The sequence below is a fragment of the Veillonella parvula genome, assembly GCF_048309325.1.
In the GTDB taxonomy this organism is placed as follows: domain Bacteria; phylum Bacillota; class Negativicutes; order Veillonellales; family Veillonellaceae; genus Veillonella; species Veillonella parvula_T.
In genome coordinates this window covers 1-19,826 of the sequence record NZ_DBFBTX010000001.1, presented here as the reverse complement: position 1 = coordinate 19,826, position 19,826 = coordinate 1, and the positions used below count along the sequence as shown (strand labels likewise).

Here is a 19,826-nt window from a genome sequence, read left to right as displayed (position 1 = left end):
TTATTATCTAATATCTTATTCCCTAATATCTTATTCCCTAATATTTTATTACCTAATATCTCGGTAACTACTATTTTTATCTAATATCTGTTTATCTGTTTGTCTGTTAACTAAAATCGTTCACCTAAAAGCTCTTATCTATTTCGTATAAGGATGAACGATGATGGTATTAGAAATATATCTAAAGCTAATCGTCGCTCCTAGCGGTAAGGTTTGATGTGGTGAACCATGTCCCGTTGGCACATAGCATACAAAGGGATCTGGCATTTCTGGATTTCTATTTTCCTCCATGTAGCGCAATGCTTCATAACCTAAGTCATAATCTCGTTCATCTTCATCTCCTTCACAATCTGTAAAGGTGCCAATCACTAAGCCTTTAATGCGGCTCAACAAACCACTGAGGCGAAATTGTTGTAACATACGATCCAACTTATAAGGAGCCTCCCCTACATCTTCAATAAATAGTAAGGTATCCTCCCAAGATTCATCCTCTAAAAAATAAGGTGTTCCTGACAGAACGGATAATATCGTCATATTACCACCACGCAAAATCCCTTCTCCTAGCTCGGTACCAATCGCACCTCTAGGAGGTTCTGGCAAAGGTTCTATCACTTTTAATTTACCTTCTAAAACATTAAATAATGCATCAATATCTGTCTTACGTTCTGCTTTAAAATCTACCCCCATAGGCCCATGATACGTAATAAGGCGACTGTATCGATTGATAGCCATATGGAGCGCCGTACAATCACTGTATCCAACAAAAGCCTTACGATACTTGCGAATCACTTTATAATCCAGTCGTTCTAAATAGCGCATCGTGCCATAACCACCCCGTAAAGCGAGCACCGCATCACAAGGGGCTGTAGTCATCATGTATTGAAACTCTGCGGCTTGCTCCTCAGGTGTGCCTCCATATAGCCCCTTTCGGCTTGCACTTTCACCCACAAGCACCTTATAGCCTTTAGCCTTACAAATTTCTTCTATTCTATGTAAATCTTCATCGCCAGCACTAGCAGGTGCCATAATACCTATGGTCATTCCCGGTGCCAAACGTTTTGGTTCAATCCAGTCCATATATCCTCAAAAAATACCAGTTAACTTCTAATGCATCAATATTAACATACCATATTTGTAACGTAATTTATAAAACATATGTATAAAAAGTATGTAGCATAATGTAAAGTTTATGGCGTAATTCAAAATTTATATACTTATTTGTAGAAACAAATCTATAAAACATATTCATAGAATACAACAAAAGACGTACATCAGGTGTACGTCTTAAGTGTATCTTATTTGTATGCTTTTTTAAAGTCAACAAGGCCCAATGTGGTCCAGAAATAATTTTGAATTGTTCCGTTTGTTACATATGGTTGTGTTGTAAAGTACAACGGCATAACAAGAGATTCATCAAAAATCATTTTTTCTGCTTCATGCATCAACGCATCACGAGCAGCCCCATTTGGAGTTGTACGAATGCGAGCAATCAACTCATTATACTCATCACTATGGTACTGTCCATCATTATCTTCAGCAGAGAATACCTCTAAGAAGTTTTGTGGATCGCTATAATCAGCAACCCAAGAAGCGCGCGCAACTTGGTACTTACCAGCTTCACGGTCTGCTAAGAATACCTTTGTCTCTTGATTTTGTAAGCGTACATCTGCACCAAATGCATTTATCCAAGCATCTTGAATCGCTTCTGCAATAGCTTTATGTAATTCACTTGTATTATACAAAATCGTAATTTGTGGCAATGGACGATTCTTACCATAGCCAGCCTCTTTAAGGATTTCCTTGGCTTGCTCTACATCTTCGTATACGAGATAACTACCAGCTTCACGGAAGTCTTCACGGCCATTGCTTTCGAGCATACCATATGGTACAAACGCATAAGCTGGTTCTTTACCGCCTCTAACAATATTATTAACAATGTTAGCACGGTTGATAACCATAGAAAAGGCTTTACGCACATTTGGATCTGTGAAAGGTTCTGCTTTCACATTGAATACGTAATAGTAGTTACCAAGCATAGGGCCAATATGTAATAGGCCTGCTTCTTCTAAACGTTTTTGATCCGCTACAGGAGGCTCAACAGTCATATCAGCTTCGCCACCTTCAACTAAGGTGAGACGCGTACTTTGAGACTCACTAATAGGCCAATTCATTTTCTCTGTTTTCACAGATTCTGCGTCCCAATAATTTGGATTCTTGATGAAATCCATTTCCCCATTATGCTTCCAAGAAAGCAAGCGGTATGGACCATTGGATACTATAGTTTCCGCATTAGCTGCCCAATTTTCATGAGCCTCTACTGCTTTTTTGCTCACTGGATAATAGCTATGAGACGCTAATAGTTTCAAGAAATAAGCTGTTGGATTTTCTAAGGTAACTACCAATGTATCCTCATCAGTAGCCTTAACACCAACCTCTTCAGCCGTGGCTTTGCCAGTATTAAAGGCTTCGCCATTTTTCAATACATATAGCATGTATGCATTGTCCGCATGGACTTCAGGGTCTAATACGCGTTTCCAAGCATATTCAAAGTCATAAGCCGTCAAAGGCTCTCCATTAGACCATTTCAAATTAGGTCGTAAGTGGAAGGTATACTCACGGCCATCATCGGAGATTTCCCAATTTTTAGCAAGTGCTGCTTCTGGTTCACTTTCATCATTCAAACGAACTAGACCATCGAATAATTGAAGTTGAACCGTAGCCTCCGGAGAGGTAGTAGACTTTGCGGGATCCAATGTGGATGGTTCCTGCTCAATAACATAGCGGATTGTGTGTTCATCGATTGGTTGAACACCACGAGGGTACCCAAATACAAATAAGAGTACGCTCACCCCTAGAGCGAGGACCATGAATTTTAACAAGTTTCGTTTATCCATCATGGCAATGCTTCCTCTACAAATTCTTTCATGATGCGCCCAACTTGAGCGCCTAATTCTTTACCTCGGCCATTATCGATATCGCTCATTAAAAGAATAAAGCAAAAATGACCTCTAAATGTTTCTATTACACCCCCATCATGCTCTACGCGATCAAGGGATCCTGTTTTATGGTGAAAGCGTATGCCTTCTCCCCAGTAAAATGGTAAGATATCACGGAATTGTTGGCGACCTAAAATATTCCACATTTCTCGGCCATAAGCATCTCTATCACGATATTCAAAAATATGTTTATACAGACGAGCTAGTGACATGGCTGTAATATAATTATCACGCCCTTCAACCAAGGCGTTAAGGTCCATCATCATGCGATTAAGCTCCATCTCATCCAGGCCAAGCTTTTCCGCTCGAGCATTGATATTTTCCATTCCAAGCACTGTGATGAGTAGATTTGTCGCAATATTATCACTAAGAACCATCATGAGACGGCACAACTCAAGATAGGTAAAACTATGTTTACCTACTAACTCTTGTAGTGCACCGCCACCTTCAACGCGTGGAGTTCTAGATAAAGGAACGGTATCATTAATGTCCAATTGCTCAGTACGAGCTAAATGAAAGACATATTCCATGATAAGTACCTTAATTAAACTCGCACCAGAATGTACAGTATTTTCACCTCTAGCTGCGATGAGTATTGGTTCCTCTTCATCATCAAATTGTAACACTGCATAAGATATATTTCCTGCTGGGGCCAATTCTTTAATGACTGTATCTAGTTGATGTTCCAGGGACTTGCCAACAATTAGTTTTTCCATACTATTCTCCCATTATATGTGCCAGCATGCAATGCGGCGATCAGCCCAGTCTCGAAGTGGTGGACGTTCTGTAAAACAACGCCCTTCCGCTTCTGGGCATCGACCACTAAACAAACAGCCTTTTGGCGGTTCTAGTGGATTTGGTGGATCCCCTTTAAGAGGTGCCCCAATTGGTGCATGTGGCATAACTGGACCATTTAAGGCCGTCAATGCACGGGTATACGGATGTTGTGGAAATTCATATAAGTCCAATGCAGGACCTTCTTCCATAACAGCACCTAAATACATAACAACCATGCGATGACTAATGTAACGCACCATGTTTAAATCATGAGAAATAAAGAGGTACGAAATACCATGCTGTTCTTGTAAACGTTCAAGTAATGTCATAATTTGTACTTGAATCGACACATCTAACGCAGAAATCGGCTCATCACAGATGATACATTGAGGCTGCATAATAAGAGCCCGTGCAATGCCGATACGTTGACGTTGACCACCAGATAATTCATGAGCATAACGCTCACCAAAAGACATATTTAAGCCAACTTGGTCAAGCACCTCTTTTACGCGAATAACTCGATCCCGAGGTGTGTACTTCGGGTCCAATTCTAAAGGCTCCTCTAAAATCGCATTAACTGTAAGTCGTGGATTAAGGGATGCATAAGGATTTTGGAATACCATTTGCATCACTGGATGTACAGCCTTTCTATCTACATAAGGATTGATATATTGACCATTCATATAAATAGAACCAGATGTAGCTTGATGTAATCCCATCAAGGTATAACCAAATGTAGATTTACCACATCCAGATTCACCTACGATACCAAGGGTTTCCCCTGGTGATTGATATAGGCTCACGCCTTGTACAGCGTGTACCGTTTGTTTTGGCTTAAATAAGCCGCCTGACAGGGTGAACTCTTTAACGAGATTGTCAGTCTCCCATACGTAACTCATTAAAGTCCCTCCAACTTAGCTAACCAACATGTAAACTGATGACTTTCACCAACATTTGTAACCATCGGAACCCGATTACCACAAATTCGCATAGCCCACTTACAACGAGGATTAAAAGCGCATCCACGTGGTAAGTCAAATAAATCAGGAGGTTGACCTTCAACGGCCTTCAATTCACCATGCCATTTACCTTGTGGCAATGCTAGTAATAGCCCCAATGTATATGGATGACGAGGTTCGCTAAAGATACCATCTACCGTAGCAGACTCAACACATTTACCTGCGTACATAACCATAACACGATCGCAAATTTGAGCGATAACACGTAAGTTGTGAGAAATAAAGATGATACCAATGCCAGCCTCTACGGCTAACGTTTGCATAAGGCGCAAAATTTGTGCCTCTGTAGTAATATCAAGAGCTGTTGTGGGCTCATCACAAATCAAAATCTTAGGACGACCGGCCACCGCCATAGCGATACATACGCGTTGACGCATACCGCCACTCAACTCATGAGGATATTGAGACAAACGTCGTTCCGGTGTAGATAGGCCCATCTTCTTCAACAAATCGATGGCAATGGCCCTTTCATCGTAACCTTCACCATACGCATTTGTACGATGGATAACCTCATACATTTGCTCCCCAATCGTCATGATAGGATTCAAAGAGGTCATAGGATCTTGGAACACCATGGCAACCGTTGTACCACGAAGTTCATTCCAATCATCTTCAGTAAATCCAAGACAATCGTGACCATCAATCATAAATGTATCCGCTTTAATTTTAGTTTTACCATATGGCAATAAGCCCATTAAAGAGTTAACTAAAACGGATTTACCACATCCAGATTCACCTACAATACCTAATATCTCACCACGCTGTAACGAAATGTCTTGATTGCGAATAACTCGCAACGGACCTTGGAAGGTATTGATGGTAATGGATACATTACGCACATCAACAATAGCGTTATTCATTATCTATCTCCTTCCTTAGGGTCTAATACATTGCGTAAGCCATCGCCAAGGAAAGCGAAACCAAGCATGGTAACACTAATAGCAACAGCTGGGAAAATCAATTGGAATGGATAGGAGCGCATGCTACTAATCCCTTCAGAAGCTAATACGCCCCAGCTCGCCATAGGTGCATTTACACCTAAGCCGATAAAACTAAGGAATGCTTCTGTAAAAATTGCCTCTGGAATAGCCAATGTTAAAGTAATAATGATAGGTCCTACACAGTTTGGCAAAATATGACGCAATAAAATGCGATGCTTCGGAATACCCATGGCTTCTGCTGCGATGATGTATTCTTCGTTTTTAACTTTCAAAATTTGGCTACGTACGATACGAGCCATATTAAGCCAGTACGCAATACCTAATGCTACGAAAATAGATATAAGACCGGGTCCAAGTACAACCATCAACAAGATAACATATAGTAAAAGTGGAATGCCGTACAAAACATCTACAATGCCCATCATGATACGGTCTACTTTACCACCCATATAACCTGCAATACCGCCATAGGCAACGCCGATTACAAGGTTGATGAAAGCTGCCACAAAACCAATGGTTAAGGAAATACGCGCACCATACATAACACGCGTATAAATATCACGGCCCAATGTATCCGTACCAAACCAATGACTAAAGCTTGGACTTTGGTTCGCATCGATTAAAGATTGATCCGCATATGTATAAGGTGAAATAAGTGGCCCTAAGATAGCAAGTACAATCATCACTAAGATGATGCTCGCCCCGACTACGGCCAAACGATTTACCTTAAATTTCTCCCATTTACTAGGACGCTTTATAAAACTAGTAATCTCTTCTTGAGGGGCCCGTTCAATAGGTAAAAAGTCTTCCTTATTCATTCGAACCCTCCTCTGTTGTAACGCGTGGATCGATTAATGGATAGATCATATCCACCAAAATATTAAGAAATACTACAAGAGCACTATAGAAAATTGTAATACCAAGAATAACTGTATAATCACGGTTATAAATTGATGTTACAAAATACTGACCTAACCCAGGAATCGCAAAAATTGTTTCAACGATAAAGCTACCCGTTAACAAGCTAGCTGCCAATGGGCCTAAGTACGTAATAACTGGCAAAATCGCATTACCTAGTGCATGACGAGTCAAAATCGTCCAAGAACCTAGACCTTTTGCACGAGCTGTACGAATGTATTCTTGTTGATACACATCAAGTAAACCACTACGCGTTAAACGAGCAATAAAGGCCATCGGTTGTGCTGCTAATGTTAACACAGGCAACACCATATAAGATGGGCCACGCCATAAAGCTACCGGGAACCAGCCCAGTTCAAAGCCTACTATGTACACAAGGACAGCACCGATAATAAATGTAGGCACAGATATACCGATTGTAGATAATATAGTCACCGCATAGTCCACAATACTATTAGGTCTCATAGCGCTGATAGCACCAGCTGTAATACCACCAACTACAGCGACTATTAAAGATAATAAACCGAGCTGCGCGGAAATTGGAAATGCATCGCTAATAATATCGTTTACACTACGGCCTTCATACTTAAATGATGGGCCCAAGTCACCTGTAATGACGCCACCTAAATAGTCTCCATATTGTTTCCACACAGGATCATCGAGATGATACTTTGCCTCGATACTTGCTTTCACCTGAGGCGGTAATTTCTTTTCTGTTGTAAAAGGCCCACCAGGTATCGCATGCATTAGTGCAAACGTTACAGTAATGATGACCCATAAGATTATGATTGCGCCACCTAGGCGTCGAAATACATACCTTGTCATTGTCACTTTCCTCCATAAAAAGTCTATTCGTTTTATTATACTACACTATGAAGTTAATTTCATGATTAACATCATTACATTTACAGAAAGCCTTACATAACGTACAATAAAATATATATTTATTTGGAGGTGTCTATGACAGCAGTACCTAGAGTTTTAACAATTCAAGACATGAGCTCTATCGGACGCTGTGCTCTTACCGTTATGATTCCAATCATCAGTGCCATGCGCTGTCAGGCGGTTCCTTTGGCAACAGCGGTACTAAGCAATCACTTAGAGTATCCACACTATGAATTCGTAGATTTATCTGCTCATATGAGAGACTTTATGAACTGTTGGGATAAAAACGAAATTGACTTTCACGCTATTGTAAGTGGATTCTTGGCATCACCAGAACAAATTCACCTCGTCGAAGAAGCTATCAATCGATTTGCCAATAATGGCCAAATGGTTATCGTTGATCCTGCAATGGCTGACGATGGTCGCCTTTATTCTATCTACACTCCAGATATGGTTGTTGCTATGCGCCAACTCGTGTCAAAGGCCCACATCGTAAAACCAAATTATACTGAGGCTTGCTTCTTATTAGATATTCCATTCTCGACAGACCCTATTAGCGAAGATGAATTACGTGAGCGATGTAAACAATTGCATCACATGGGCCCTGAAATGGTTATCATGACCAGCGTCCCATCGAAAACACATGCTGTTATTGCGGTCTATGATGGACCTACAAACTTTTTAAAAACATACTCTATACCTCTGGTTCCTGTAAAAGCTACAGGTACAGGAGATATTTTTACTGCTGTATTATCTGGTGCGGTAATGAAGGGATATTCTCCTTATGATGCGGCAGAACTGGCAATGAATTTTACTACCAACGCGATTCAAGCAACGTTAGATACAGTACAATCACTAAAACATGGAGTCGCATTTGAGTTAGTTTTGCCAGAATTAACTCAACTATAAGCTATAAATAAAGGGGAACTTATGGATTTACTTTATGTTGTATTACGAACACTGCTCATATGTACCATCGGTTTGCTCATTGCATTCCAAGGACGTCGCATGGGTTTATCAATTTTTAACTTAACGGGACGGTTAAATCGACTACAATTTATCATATGCTTCATCGCTTTAATGATTTTATTTCATATTGTCCACTACATCGATAACATATTCTTGGATTTTGTTGTATCACTACCAGCATATTGGTTGACTAGGGTCATTATTTGGCTCTTATTGGCAACCCTCTTTCCTTTATCTTGTGTCTTATTTGGCCGTCGTATTCACGACATCGGCTTCAATGCATGGGCAGGAATCCTCTGGTCGGTAATCATGATTTTCATCAATACCTACTCTGCCGTATCTCCATTCAATTACATGCTAGAGCTTTTTATATGGCTCATCGGCTTCCTATTCTGGGTATTGCCAGGACAACCTGAGCCTAATCAATATGGCAACCCTCCATTTATGACTGTAAATCGGACAGTTTATGAACCAATACAGACTCCTATATCTAATAAAAAACAAGAAGGTCGAAAAACAGTTCGTAAGCGACGCAAAAAGCGATAATTAAAAATTAACACCCTACAATAAAAAACGTATCTCTATAAGTAATATATACCTTCTTTACTGGACAACCAGTAAAAAGAGTACATATCAAAGAGATACGTTTTTATTATGTCTTCTGTTTTTACAACATTAGTTCATTAACAACATCAACTCAATCAAAGTACAACCTATATATGCAATAATAAACTTAACCTTTTGTTTACGCGCTCTATCATCATCTGCAATTTTAAGTCGATTTGCAAGGAATCGTTTATCTCGAATTTGCAACAAAAGGTGTTTAATTCGCTCTTGGCTTTCATTAGCAGTATACTCATCACAATCAGCTGTCAATGTAGCTTGTTGCATGAAGATGCGTCGGTGTAGTTTACGCATTTGAATTTTAATATTGTTATGTACAAATGCACTTTGCCACTGTTTGCGAGAATCAAAATACATGTACAAATACCGAGGAATATTCATAACCAAGAAGGAAATGATAAAAATCCCTAAGGAAATTAAAAAGTATGTAGAGAATGAAAATTCCAATGTTTCTGTTGGTAAGTAGTGATGCAAGATAATAAATGTAATCCATACACCTATTGGCAATAAAAGAACTGCTGCAATATCGATAGAACGAAGCCAGCTAGTACGAGTTGGCACATCAGGTACTGTAAAAGTATCTACAGGATCATGGAATGCATAGTAATCCAACTGTAACACAGATTGACTGGTACGCGGGTTACCCAAGAGAACAGGTCCATTACTACCAATATGGCGCTCAGGCATGGGTATGAATTTCTTCACTTGTGTATTAGGTAATAAGTCAAACTGAATGATACCTTTCTTCTCAAAGCGTACAGTAGATCCTTTTTCACCTAATGCAATAGGGTTAAAGAAAATACCGAAGAGACTTAGACACCAGTTTCCCAACAAGTGTAAAATAGAGTTCAAAATAAACCCACCTGTATCTATATTATTTGTATCTAAACGAATGGCAAAGGATGATGAATAATCATCGAACCATAAATCCTCTAAGGTGAATTCCACATTAATCACATTCCCCCATTTTGTAATAATGGATAGGAATATTTGATTGTTTGGTTCAAATTCAAATGTTACAGCATAAAAGAACCAATGATTACGAAGAGCGGCACGCAACATGCGATTAACCATATCTTCTTCTATATATAATAAGCGATGGTCAAACAAATCTTGTTCTAAAGGTGCTTTTTCTAATACGGGCGCCTTATCCACCACCGCATCTCGATCAGATAATGCTTCATCCACCAAAGCTCGTAATTTGGTGAAGATTTTAGTCATAACCCCTCCAAGGGTGAAATAATAGTTCTTAACACAAAAATTATACCATATATTGCATGATTTATCGATAAAAGTATACTACATATACTATTAAATATAAATATAATTAAAGCCCCTTTTTGCATAGTAAAAGGGGCCTTATTAATGTAGTTAAACATTAGTCGTATTATAATTTAATATTCATAATAGATCTTAAATTGCAACGTAATATTAAACATTGTCCAAATCTATAATTAAGCATTAATAATAGATACTTTAAATGATATTTAGTTTTATTGAATACTTGCCATAGATAAATAACAGTATTCATAGAAATGACCTTTAAGCGCCATTAGCTCTTCATACGTTCCATCTTCAACAATTTGCCCTTTATCCATAAATAAAATCCGGTCCATTTGTTCTAAACCTTCCAATTGATGCGTAATATATAAACATGTCCTACCCTCTACATAATGCATCAAGTCACGATGTAAGGCTTTTCTTGTGACTTGATCTAAGCCCTCTAAAGGTTCATCTAATAAAACGATTTTAGGATTGCGCAAGAACAATCTAGCTAATGCAACTCTTTGACGTTCACCACCACTCAAACCTTGCCCTCCACTCCCTACAATCGTACTCATACCTTCTGGTAATTTTTCAACTACCGATCGCAATGATGCACGATTAATGGCTAGCTCTAAATCCTCCATAGAAGCTTCTGGCCTTGCAAGGCGTATATTATCCTTAAAGGAAGCATTAAAAATATACGTATCTTGAGTTATAGTCCCCAATGCATTACGCCAAGTATCAATTGAAATATCCTTCAACTCCACCGAGCCTATACGAATGGATCCACCATAATCATATAACCTCTCAAGCATATTAAACAATGTCGTCTTTCCAGACCCACTAGCACCTACGATAGCAATGGATTTCCCTTGTTGAATATGTAGTCTGAGATTCTCATAAATATGGCGAAATTCATCATAACCAAAGGATACATCTGTAAAAATAATATCATCATTAGGATTAAATGATTTTGGTGATATAGGTTCTACAATAGATATCGGTTCATTACTGAGAGCCATGAGACGACTTGTGGCAACTTTACTTTCTGCACCATGATGAACAGCAGCAATCATAGGTTGTAACGCTTCAAACCAAGCCTGTGTACCAATGGCAGCCACCGCTACCATAACACTAGCCCAAGCGCCTGTTAACACATTAGAAGCCATAATAGCTACAATAACTACAGTTAACTGAACGCCGCCTATGAATAGTGTATTACCCATATTCATGCCCCGCTCAATAGTACCTTTTTGAGCATCTACATTGCGCATCATATGCTGAATACGCTTATATACCATGTCTTCATTGCCATAACTAATCACATCTTCCAGACTATCCATAGTATCACTTAAAAGCGCTTTATAATCGCCTTGTTGGGGCCCAATCGTACGTAAAGATTCTTTATTATACAAATAAACAACCAAAGGTACTATTACACCTAATACAAAGGCCGACAAAAGAATAGGTATAATCAAACTATTGTCAATTGTAGAAACTCCATATGCAATCAATATAGTCAGGAAAACGGCTGCTACGGGTGGAATCAAAGTGCGCAAGTAGAAGAATTGTAATACCTCTATATCCCCCATGATGCGTCCCAACATATCACCCGCCCCAAACCGTTTGAGTATAGCAGGTGCCAATGGTTCCAAATGAGCATAAAACCACAAGCGCAAGCCATAGAGTCCTTGGAATGCCATGCGATGAGATGTATAGCGCTCAAAATAACGACATACAGCACGACTAACACCGAAGAACCGAACCCCTACGATTGCAAGACTTAAATAAGTGAGCCCTGGTTGTAATGCGGCAGATGCCAATAGCCAAGAGGATACTGTTAAAAGCCCAACATTCATGAACACTGTTAAGAACGTAAATAGCAAGGCCAATACTAATGACCACTTAGCGGGACTCAATACAGAAAACAACAACTTCCAACCTTGTAAGCTCATATTAGAACCTTTTGCATTATCTTTAAAGGCCTCAGTATATTTAACAGATTTAACAAAATGCTCTGTGCCATTGATAGGTTTATCTATGACCAATGTATTCTCTGAATCAAATTGTTTCCCAATATCCAATGGTTCTTCAAGAGTTGCTGAAAATTGACCTAAGCCAGATGTAACAAGGTCTTTAAAATACCCCTCTTCTTCAAGTAGGTCATGATAAGAACCTTCTTGAAGAATTAATCCATTTTTCAAGACATATAGCTTAGATGCCCAATGCATAGTTTGTAATCGATGCCCAATAATGATGACAACCTTATTTTCCATCAAACGCTGAATAGCTGTACTTATAATGGCTTCTGTTTTTACGTCTAGATGTGCTGTCACTTCATCAAGAATCAATACTTGACCCTTCCGGAGGAATGCACGAGCTAAAGCAATACGTTGCCGCTCGCCGCCACTAAGACCTAACCCACCTTCACCAATAACCGCATCAAGCCCATCTTGTTCTCGATTAATAACATCTAATAGCTGAACTTCTTTGCAAGCATCAAGAATCTCTGCATCACTTACATCCATACCAAAGGATAAGACCTCTCGCAAGGACCCTTTCATAATATGTGGATGTTGAGATACATAGATAATTTGCTGACGCCACCAGTTGATATCTAAATCACATATATCAATGCCATCGATAGTAACTGTTCCTTTCGGAGCCTGTAAAAACCCTCCAATAATATGGGCCATAGTAGATTTACCAGCTCCGCTTTCACCAACGAGCATAATAGGTGCATTACGTTCAGCCTGCAGCGTAATGTGGTGTACCCCATTCTCACTATTTTTATAGGTGAAAGTTAAATCTTTAATTGCAATTTCCTGTATAGGCTTATCAAGTTTAGACTCACCACCTACTGGTAAAGAAGGTGGACGCTGCATGAATTTTTCATACTTCAGAATAGATGTTTTTCCTGCCATCCCTGTGTGGAAAGCTGCCCCCAATTGTCTAAATGGAGTATAGAACTCCGGCGCTAACAACAAAATAAAGAAGGCTGAAAAGAATGTGACTTCACCATCTAATAAGGTTAGACCTAAATATACCGCAATCAGAGCAGTACTAATTGTACTCACTAATTCAAGTACTAATGCAGATAAAAAGGCTACGCGCAACACGCGTAAAGTGGAATCTTTAAACTCTTGAGATAATCGACCAATAACCTTGATTTGATCCTTTGCACAGCCAAAGAGCTTTAGCGTAGTAATCCCTTGTAGTACATCTAAAAAATGCCCCGATAGGAAGCTCATACGTTCCCATTGTTCCTTATTTAATCGATCAGCTTGCTTTCCAATCAAGATCATAAAAAATGGAATTAAAGGCACCGTAACAATCAAAATAATACCAATTATTGGCAATGTATTTACAATGGCAATCCCCATAATAAGAGGAATCATAATAGCATATAAAATCTGCGGAATGTAACGTGCTATGTAAGCATCTACTTGTTCTAAACCATCGGTAAGCATATGGATGACATCGCCATGACGTTCCTTATGCTGTACACCGAGCTTAAACATATGCGCCAAAGAGCGTTCTCTAAAGGATGCTTTTACAGCACTTCCCAAATGATTTGCTACCGCCTCTTGAACATAATGAGCCACCAATCTCACAATAATAGCAATAAACAAATAAATAATGGTGTTCGTTTCGTCAGCTAGTGTATGCTCCAAAAATATAAGATTATTTATTAAGGTTCCAAAGAACCAGGCTTGCCCAACAATGGACAGACTTTCTACTAAACAGGTTAAGCCGAGTAGCACAAGCTGTCCTTTATGTTCTAGCAGCGCTTTAAATGCGGTACGCTGTATCATACTATCCTCTACGGTAAATCTATTTAAATATATAAACTCAAACAAATTTAAATCCCTATTACTAAGCCTACAAGAGTCCAAGTGAATCTAAATTTATCAATATTATATTCATCTTACCATAAAAAAGAGGCGTGCCGCTACGGCACGCCTCACATTAAGACCTAATTTTTACAACTTACATAAGTTGTAAAGCTATACTATTAATAGTGTAAATCTTTTTCTGTTACACGATGACGGAATGTCCAATATACCCAAGATTGGTAAACCAAAATAATTGGCACAAATACGAAGGCTACACAAGTCATCAAAGTCAACGTATAAGTAGAGTTAGCTGCATTAGTAATAGTCAAGCTCCACTCAGGATTCAAAGAAGAAACCATGATGCGAGGGAACAAACCTGCAAAGTATGCAGCTGTTACAGAAATAACAGATAAACAACTGAATAAGAAACCCCATTTTGTATTTCGAGTGCGTGCTGCACCCCAAGAAATGAGGAAGGATACGATAGCTAATGCAAAGCAAACTATAGCTAATACAGAATTAAACAAATCTGTATACACGTAAGTTGCACCTACCAATGCCAATGCACCGATAGCTGTAGGAACACCTACTACCAAGGATGCCGCACGAGCGCGCTCAGAAACAGCACCAGCTGTTTTAATAGAAGTAAATAGGCCACCATGGTATGTAAATACTAAAATGAACGCAATACCACAAAGTATGGTGTAAGGGCTTAATAAATCAAAGAATGTTCCAACATATGTCATACTTGCATCAATTGGAGTACCTTGAATCAAGTTACCTACTGTAACACCCCACAATAATGCAGGAATCAAGGAACCAAAGAAGATGCAGTAGTCGAATGTTTTACGCCATAACAAATTAGGGCTTTTAGAACGGAATTCAAAGGATACACCACGAATAATAAGAGCTGCAAGCATCAAGAATAGAGCTAAGTAGAATCCACTAAATAATGTAGCATACACATGAGGGAAGGATGCGAATAATGCACCTCCGGCAGTAATCATCCAGACCTCATTACCATCCCACACAGGACCTAAGGCATTGATCATTTGTCGACGTTCAACATCAGTTTTACCAATGAATGGTAACAAAATACCAGTACCATAGTCAAAACCTTCTAATAAGAAGAAGCCAGCGAATAGTACAGTAATCAAGATAAACCATACCACTTCAAGGTTATTAAAAATTAATTCCATAATCTCGCCTCCTCTTTTTCAACTACATCATGAGATGGGTTGCCATCCGGACCTTTTTTAATGTGTTCTACAGCAAGATAAATAGCCGCGATAGCAGCCACGATATACACAAGTGTAAAGCCGATGATTGTAGTCATAATTTCTGGAGCCGTTACGGATTTAGACGCACCATCTGCAGTCAATTGCAAACCATATACAAGCCATGGTTGACGACCTGCTTCCGCTACAAACCAACCAGTGGAGTGAGCGATAAATGGCAATGGCAACATCCAGAACATAATTTTTAAGAATGTGCGGTTTTCAACAAGTTTATCTTTTGCATTTAGGATAAGACCTACAAAGGCAACAAGTAACATAAGAGAACCGGATGCTACCATGACACGGAATGTCCAGAAGATTGCTGGAACATCTGGAATATAGTTGCCAGGGCCATATTGAGCCTCCGCTTTTGCTTGAAGGTCTTTGATACCTTCTACCTTACCAGACGTAAAGGAGTTTTGAGTCAAGAAGGATAAACCACCAGGAATTTCAAGAGCATTTGTATTCTTTTGTGCCTTAGTATCAATGTTAGCTACTAAAGAGAATGGTGCTGGATCTTGTGTTTCCCACAACGCTTCCATAGCAGCCATTTTCATAGGTTGTACTTTTGTGATGTACTGACCTTGGTGATGACCAGCTAATGCGCCTAAAGTACCGAATACTAGAGCGATAACCATGCCCCATTTAGCAGAGCGACGGTAGAACTCTGTCGCATTATTGCGTAATAAGTGCCATGCACTGACTGCCATAATAATTACGCCAGCTGTTAATAAACCATTCAATACAATATGGAAAAATTGTCCAGGTACATAGCCATTTTGAACGATGATCAGGAAATTTTCCATCTCTGCACGGCCATTGCGTAATACAAAACCTACAGGATGTTGCATAAAAGAGTTTGCTACAAGAATCCAGAACGCAGATAGATTTGTACCTAATGCTACAAATGTAGCTACAAGGGCGTGAACACATTTATGTAAGCGATCCCAACCGAAAATCCAAACGCCCATGAATGTAGATTCCAAGAAAAATGCCATTAATGCTTCAAGAGCCAATGGAGCGCCGAAAATGTCCCCCATAAAACGAGAATATTCTGCCCAGTTCATACCGAAATGGAATTCCTGAACAATACCAGTCACCACACCCATAGCAAAGTTAATTAGGAACAATTTGCCCCAGAACTTAGCCATTTTTTTGTATACTTCTTTACCAGTCGACACGTAGGTCCACTCTAAAGCAGCAACAATCACTGTCATACCTAGTGTGAACGGCACAAATAACCAGTGATAGATAGATGTTAGCGCGAATTGCAATCGGGCTAAATCTACAGCTTCAAACATGTGTTTTCCTCCTTAGAATAAAATACTAACATCACTTGACGAGCTTTTACAAAAAACCTTGCATCATTGCGACTATAAAAAAAGCTCAAGCCTCAGCGATAATCAACTGTTCTCGTTGGGCAAGATTCTTAAAATTAACCGCTTCCAACTGATTGACCAATTGATGCTGAATCACGCCCATTGCTTCATTTATAGCACAATGCCCCTTACAAGACTTAGAGCAAGAACCTACATCATATAAACAACGTTGTAAATACGCATCCCCTTCTACGGCTCTAATTACATCAAGCAACGAGATCTCTTGAGGGCTTCGATTCAGGGCAAACCCACCATCTACCCCTCTGAAAGATTTCATAATTCCTGCTGCAATGAGACTACGCATAATCTTGAGCAAAAAGCGTTCTGGAATCAACTCATGCTCAGCCAATACAGCACCAGTTATCTTCGATCCCGAAGGTAATAGCGCCATATGCAAGACCATGCGAAATGCATAATCCGTGGCCTGATTTAACTTCATAAAGTCTCCTTTCTCGTGCACTCGGACAAACGTATTACTAAATCTAGTATAAATGAAATAAAACAATACTGCAATGGTATTGTTTTAAACAAGATAAATTAATTCACTTACTTCTCATGCTCATATTCTTTGGATCAATTACCTACTTTTATATCCATCAAATATTGATTGTCATCATATATAAAAAGACTGCTCTCAAAAGAACAGTCTCCATATATATTATTTTGTAATTTCTCGCACCAAATGGCCCATTTCAGGAATGATGAGTTTGCTCATCGCTAAGGTGACGGCCCCAACAGAGCCAGGAATAGAAAACATCAAAGTGTTATTCTTAACACCAGCTTCTGCACGAGATGCCATTGCTTTTGTTCCAATATCCTCCGTATAGGATAAATATCTAAAGATTTCACCAAAACCTGGAATATGCTTTTCATATAAGCTATTTACAGCCTCGATGGTAACATCTCTCATAGCAATACCAGTTCCCCCAGTAGATATAATGACATCAATAGACTCATCATTACACCATGGAGTCATAGCATTTATTATAGACTCACAATCATCAATTACAATTTTGCGATCTGCTACAATATGATTTGCTGCTTCCAAAAATTCTTGAACTTTGTTGCCTCCTTTATCAGTTTCTAATGTACGAGTATCAGATACAGTTAATACTGCAACACGTAATGGTCTTGCTACAACTTCGTAAGACATAATTCCTCCTAAAATAAAGGCATAATAGACGCTAATATCGGCCATCCATTGTCGCGTAATGTATCACGCAATGCCCATGTATACTTAATAAGCGGTGCACAATGTAGGCGCAACCAAAAAGATAAATACGGTGTATCTCCTTGGAATACAGCTAGTCGATTTAGAGCATATAAATTATCCCCTGGCTTTACTGTCCCTGGTTGGACAGTGAAAGCCATTTTATACCCAGACTGTTTAGTAACATATTGAACGAGCATATCATTAAAACCACCAGGATAGGCCAAGTAACTAATAGGTTCTCCTAAGATACCTTCCATAGATGTTTTACCACCGAGAATGGCATCAGGCAATTCCGTAGGATCCATATGAGTTAGTATCTTATGATGATTTGTATGCCCTTGAATGTCAAAACCAGCAGACTCCATTTGGTGCATTTGTGCAGTATTTACAAAACCAGGCGTATTGGCAGCGTCACTAATCATGAACAAAGTAGCTTTCATATTATATTCTTTTAATATAGGCAGTGCATGTTCATAATTATCCACATAACCATCATCAAATGTTATTACTATAGGCTTCTCTGGTAACTCCGTACCATTTTGCAAATACTCATACAATTGATCCAATGATATCGTATGATATCCATGATTATGGAGGTATTCCATCTGCTCCTTAAACTGATCCACATGCAATGTTAAAGCAGAGTGTTTCTCATCATTTATTTGATGATAATTAAGTACCGGTACACCATATAACTTATAATTTGAAGACAGTCCCCACATAACTCCAATAGAAACCGCTAAAATTGCAATACATATTGCAATACAATATAACAACTTTTTAATACAGCTCTTGCCATATTTATACATATAAAATAATCACTCCCATCGACTTACATACATAATGAGAATACCACATATAAGTGGCTATTATCAAGAAAATCCCTCACAAGATTAATATAAAAACTGTTGATGCAATGAATCTGTCGTCGCTTAATTCTTATTACCTTTAACTTGCCCTACTTGCTTCCTCACTGTGGATTTCCCTTTACCGCTTCGCAGTTTGGTAAATCTTACGTTCGGAAAAAGGTGATGTGTGGGCCCCATACGTCGTTTAATCCTAATTACTTTTCGCTTGCCCTACTTGCTTCCTCACTGTGGGTTTCCCTTCTCTGCTTCGCAGTTTGGTAAATCTTACGTTCGGAAGAAAGTGATGCAGTGAATCTGTCGTCACGTTGTTCCTCCATCTTCTACTGCCCTACTTTTCCCACGCCGTCTCTATTGATCAATACACATAGACAATACTTCTACAACCTTGGCTGAAAACGGCTCTAGAAGGAATTAGAATGTGCTCGTTAGAGCACAAAAATAGAGGGCCAACCCTTTATAGGGTTGACCCTCTATTTCGTTAATCAGCGAGTTCTTATGTACGGTTCTTTGCTCCAGGATACGGGGTGTTCGTCGCTGTGGAAGGACCTATGTAGCTGCGCTACATATCCATCTTACGCTCCGAACTAAGCGATGCAGTGAATCTGTCGTCGTTTCACTCCTCCATCTTCTACTGCCCTGCTTACCAGGTCCCCTGGGAGGATAGGAAGCCATACAAAAAAAAGACACACCCTCAGGTGTGCCTTTAATTAATCAGCGGCTTCCTATCCTCCCAGGCCGTCTCCAGCCAAGTACTTTCGGCGTTTATGAGCTTAACTACTGTGTTCGAGATGGGAACAGGTGGATCCTCATAGCCATCGCCACTGAATCTGTCAGAGTTTGTACTCTGAAAACCACAT

16 protein-coding genes and 1 rRNA gene are annotated in these 19,826 nt (G+C 39.3%); 2 read left to right on the top strand and 15 right to left on the bottom strand.

Features of this window, described 5'->3' with window-relative positions:
- Positions 1-138: 138 nt before the first annotated feature.
- The 7 genes from ACMKPP_RS00085 to ACMKPP_RS00055 all read right to left on the bottom strand — a co-directional run bounded on the left by ACMKPP_RS00085 (position 139) and on the right by ACMKPP_RS00055 (position 7,476).
- Positions 139-1,077 (bottom strand): S66 peptidase family protein, encoded by a 939-nt coding sequence (locus ACMKPP_RS00085; protein WP_418369123.1) that lies wholly within the window; start codon positions 1,075-1,077, stop codon positions 139-141.
- A gap of 218 nt (positions 1,078-1,295) precedes the next feature.
- Positions 1,296-2,897 carry a peptide ABC transporter substrate-binding protein gene (locus ACMKPP_RS00080; RefSeq protein ID WP_418369122.1) on the bottom strand — a complete coding sequence of 534 codons (1,602 nt, stop codon included), beginning with the start codon at positions 2,895-2,897 and terminating at the stop codon, positions 1,296-1,298.
- On the bottom strand, positions 2,894-3,712 hold the full coding sequence (locus ACMKPP_RS00075) for a serine hydrolase (protein ID WP_077708233.1): 819 nt from the start codon (positions 3,710-3,712) through the stop codon (positions 2,894-2,896). The genes ACMKPP_RS00080 and ACMKPP_RS00075 overlap by 4 nt, the downstream gene beginning before the upstream one ends.
- Before the next feature lie 12 nt (positions 3,713-3,724).
- Positions 3,725-4,672 (bottom strand): ABC transporter ATP-binding protein, encoded by a 948-nt coding sequence (locus ACMKPP_RS00070; RefSeq protein WP_308521222.1) that lies wholly within the window; start codon positions 4,670-4,672, stop codon positions 3,725-3,727.
- Positions 4,672-5,652, bottom strand: a complete 981-nt coding sequence (locus tag ACMKPP_RS00065) for an ABC transporter ATP-binding protein (RefSeq protein WP_295815436.1) — start codon at positions 5,650-5,652, stop codon at positions 4,672-4,674. The genes ACMKPP_RS00070 and ACMKPP_RS00065 overlap by 1 nt, the downstream gene beginning before the upstream one ends.
- Positions 5,652-6,551 (bottom strand): ABC transporter permease, encoded by a 900-nt coding sequence (locus tag ACMKPP_RS00060; protein WP_418369121.1) that lies wholly within the window; start codon positions 6,549-6,551, stop codon positions 5,652-5,654. Before ACMKPP_RS00060 ends, ACMKPP_RS00065 begins: the two co-directional genes overlap by 1 nt.
- The gene (locus ACMKPP_RS00055) at positions 6,544-7,476 is read right to left on the bottom strand and encodes an ABC transporter permease (protein ID WP_418369120.1); all 933 of its coding nucleotides are present in this window, start codon (positions 7,474-7,476) and stop codon (positions 6,544-6,546) included. Before ACMKPP_RS00055 ends, ACMKPP_RS00060 begins: the two co-directional genes overlap by 8 nt.
- Before the next feature lie 135 nt (positions 7,477-7,611).
- Here ACMKPP_RS00055 and ACMKPP_RS00050 point away from each other — a divergent pair, with 135 nt between their 5' ends.
- On the top strand, positions 7,612-8,445 hold the full coding sequence (locus tag ACMKPP_RS00050; protein ID WP_418369119.1) for a pyridoxamine kinase: 834 nt from the start codon (positions 7,612-7,614) through the stop codon (positions 8,443-8,445).
- A 21-nt stretch (positions 8,446-8,466) separates the two neighbouring features.
- Positions 8,467-9,051 carry a DUF805 domain-containing protein gene (locus tag ACMKPP_RS00045; protein WP_004695370.1) on the top strand — a complete coding sequence of 195 codons (585 nt, stop codon included), beginning with the start codon at positions 8,467-8,469 and terminating at the stop codon, positions 9,049-9,051.
- Positions 9,052-9,180: 129 nt separating this feature from the next.
- On the opposite strand, the gene ACMKPP_RS00040 is transcribed toward ACMKPP_RS00045, so the two are convergent.
- From ACMKPP_RS00040 to rrf, 8 genes are all read right to left on the bottom strand, one after another.
- Positions 9,181-10,350, bottom strand: a complete 1,170-nt coding sequence (locus ACMKPP_RS00040; protein WP_004695368.1) for a hypothetical protein — start codon at positions 10,348-10,350, stop codon at positions 9,181-9,183.
- 272 nt (positions 10,351-10,622) lie between these two features.
- Positions 10,623-14,210, bottom strand: coding sequence for a thiol reductant ABC exporter subunit CydD (gene cydD / locus ACMKPP_RS00035; RefSeq protein ID WP_418369118.1), 3,588 nt, complete (start codon positions 14,208-14,210; stop codon positions 10,623-10,625).
- Positions 14,211-14,410: 200 nt separating this feature from the next.
- The gene (gene cydB, locus ACMKPP_RS00030; protein ID WP_418369117.1) at positions 14,411-15,430 is read right to left on the bottom strand and encodes a cytochrome d ubiquinol oxidase subunit II; all 1,020 of its coding nucleotides are present in this window, start codon (positions 15,428-15,430) and stop codon (positions 14,411-14,413) included.
- Positions 15,421-16,809: a cytochrome ubiquinol oxidase subunit I gene (locus ACMKPP_RS00025; protein WP_004698499.1), complete on the bottom strand. Its 1,389-nt coding sequence runs from the start codon at positions 16,807-16,809 to the stop codon at positions 15,421-15,423. Before ACMKPP_RS00025 ends, cydB begins: the two co-directional genes overlap by 10 nt.
- An 85-nt stretch (positions 16,810-16,894) precedes the next feature.
- The gene (locus ACMKPP_RS00020) at positions 16,895-17,326 is read right to left on the bottom strand and encodes an RrF2 family transcriptional regulator (protein WP_215676134.1); all 432 of its coding nucleotides are present in this window, start codon (positions 17,324-17,326) and stop codon (positions 16,895-16,897) included.
- A 219-nt stretch (positions 17,327-17,545) separates the two neighbouring features.
- A complete protein-coding gene (locus ACMKPP_RS00015; protein WP_004698458.1) occupies positions 17,546-18,040 on the bottom strand; it encodes a MogA/MoaB family molybdenum cofactor biosynthesis protein in 495 nt (164 codons plus the stop codon).
- Between the two features lie 8 nt (positions 18,041-18,048).
- Positions 18,049-18,909, bottom strand: coding sequence for a polysaccharide deacetylase family protein (locus ACMKPP_RS00010; RefSeq protein ID WP_418369116.1), 861 nt, complete (start codon positions 18,907-18,909; stop codon positions 18,049-18,051).
- A gap of 769 nt (positions 18,910-19,678) precedes the next feature.
- Positions 19,679-19,795, bottom strand: a 5S ribosomal RNA gene (gene rrf / locus ACMKPP_RS00005).
- Between the last annotated feature and the right edge of the window lie 31 nt (positions 19,796-19,826).

Bases quoted from the DNA above. Each gene is read 5' to 3' on its own strand.
- ACMKPP_RS00065 (WP_295815436.1), bottom strand. From the start codon at position 5,652: ATGAATAACGCTATTGTTGATGTGCGTAATGTATCCATTACCATCAAT.
- ACMKPP_RS00020 (WP_215676134.1), bottom strand. From the start codon at position 17,326: ATGAAGTTAAATCAGGCCACGGATTATGCATTTCGCATGGTCTTGCAT.
- cydD (WP_418369118.1), bottom strand. From the start codon at position 14,210: ATGATACAGCGTACCGCATTTAAAGCGCTGCTAGAACATAAAGGACAG.
- ACMKPP_RS00080 (WP_418369122.1), bottom strand. From the start codon at position 2,897: ATGATGGATAAACGAAACTTGTTAAAATTCATGGTCCTCGCTCTAGGG.
- ACMKPP_RS00075 (WP_077708233.1), bottom strand. From the start codon at position 3,712: ATGGAAAAACTAATTGTTGGCAAGTCCCTGGAACATCAACTAGATACA.
- ACMKPP_RS00045 (WP_004695370.1), top strand. From the start codon at position 8,467: ATGGATTTACTTTATGTTGTATTACGAACACTGCTCATATGTACCATC.
- ACMKPP_RS00085 (WP_418369123.1), bottom strand. From the start codon at position 1,077: ATGGACTGGATTGAACCAAAACGTTTGGCACCGGGAATGACCATAGGT.
- ACMKPP_RS00070 (WP_308521222.1), bottom strand. From the start codon at position 4,672: ATGAGTTACGTATGGGAGACTGACAATCTCGTTAAAGAGTTCACCCTG.
- ACMKPP_RS00055 (WP_418369120.1), bottom strand. From the start codon at position 7,476: ATGACAAGGTATGTATTTCGACGCCTAGGTGGCGCAATCATAATCTTA.
- cydB (WP_418369117.1), bottom strand. From the start codon at position 15,430: ATGGAATTAATTTTTAATAACCTTGAAGTGGTATGGTTTATCTTGATT.
- ACMKPP_RS00050 (WP_418369119.1), top strand. From the start codon at position 7,612: ATGACAGCAGTACCTAGAGTTTTAACAATTCAAGACATGAGCTCTATC.
- ACMKPP_RS00015 (WP_004698458.1), bottom strand. From the start codon at position 18,040: ATGTCTTACGAAGTTGTAGCAAGACCATTACGTGTTGCAGTATTAACT.
- ACMKPP_RS00040 (WP_004695368.1), bottom strand. From the start codon at position 10,350: ATGACTAAAATCTTCACCAAATTACGAGCTTTGGTGGATGAAGCATTA.
- ACMKPP_RS00010 (WP_418369116.1), bottom strand. From the start codon at position 18,909: ATGTATAAATATGGCAAGAGCTGTATTAAAAAGTTGTTATATTGTATT.
- ACMKPP_RS00060 (WP_418369121.1), bottom strand. From the start codon at position 6,551: ATGAATAAGGAAGACTTTTTACCTATTGAACGGGCCCCTCAAGAAGAG.
- ACMKPP_RS00025 (WP_004698499.1), bottom strand. From the start codon at position 16,809: ATGTTTGAAGCTGTAGATTTAGCCCGATTGCAATTCGCGCTAACATCT.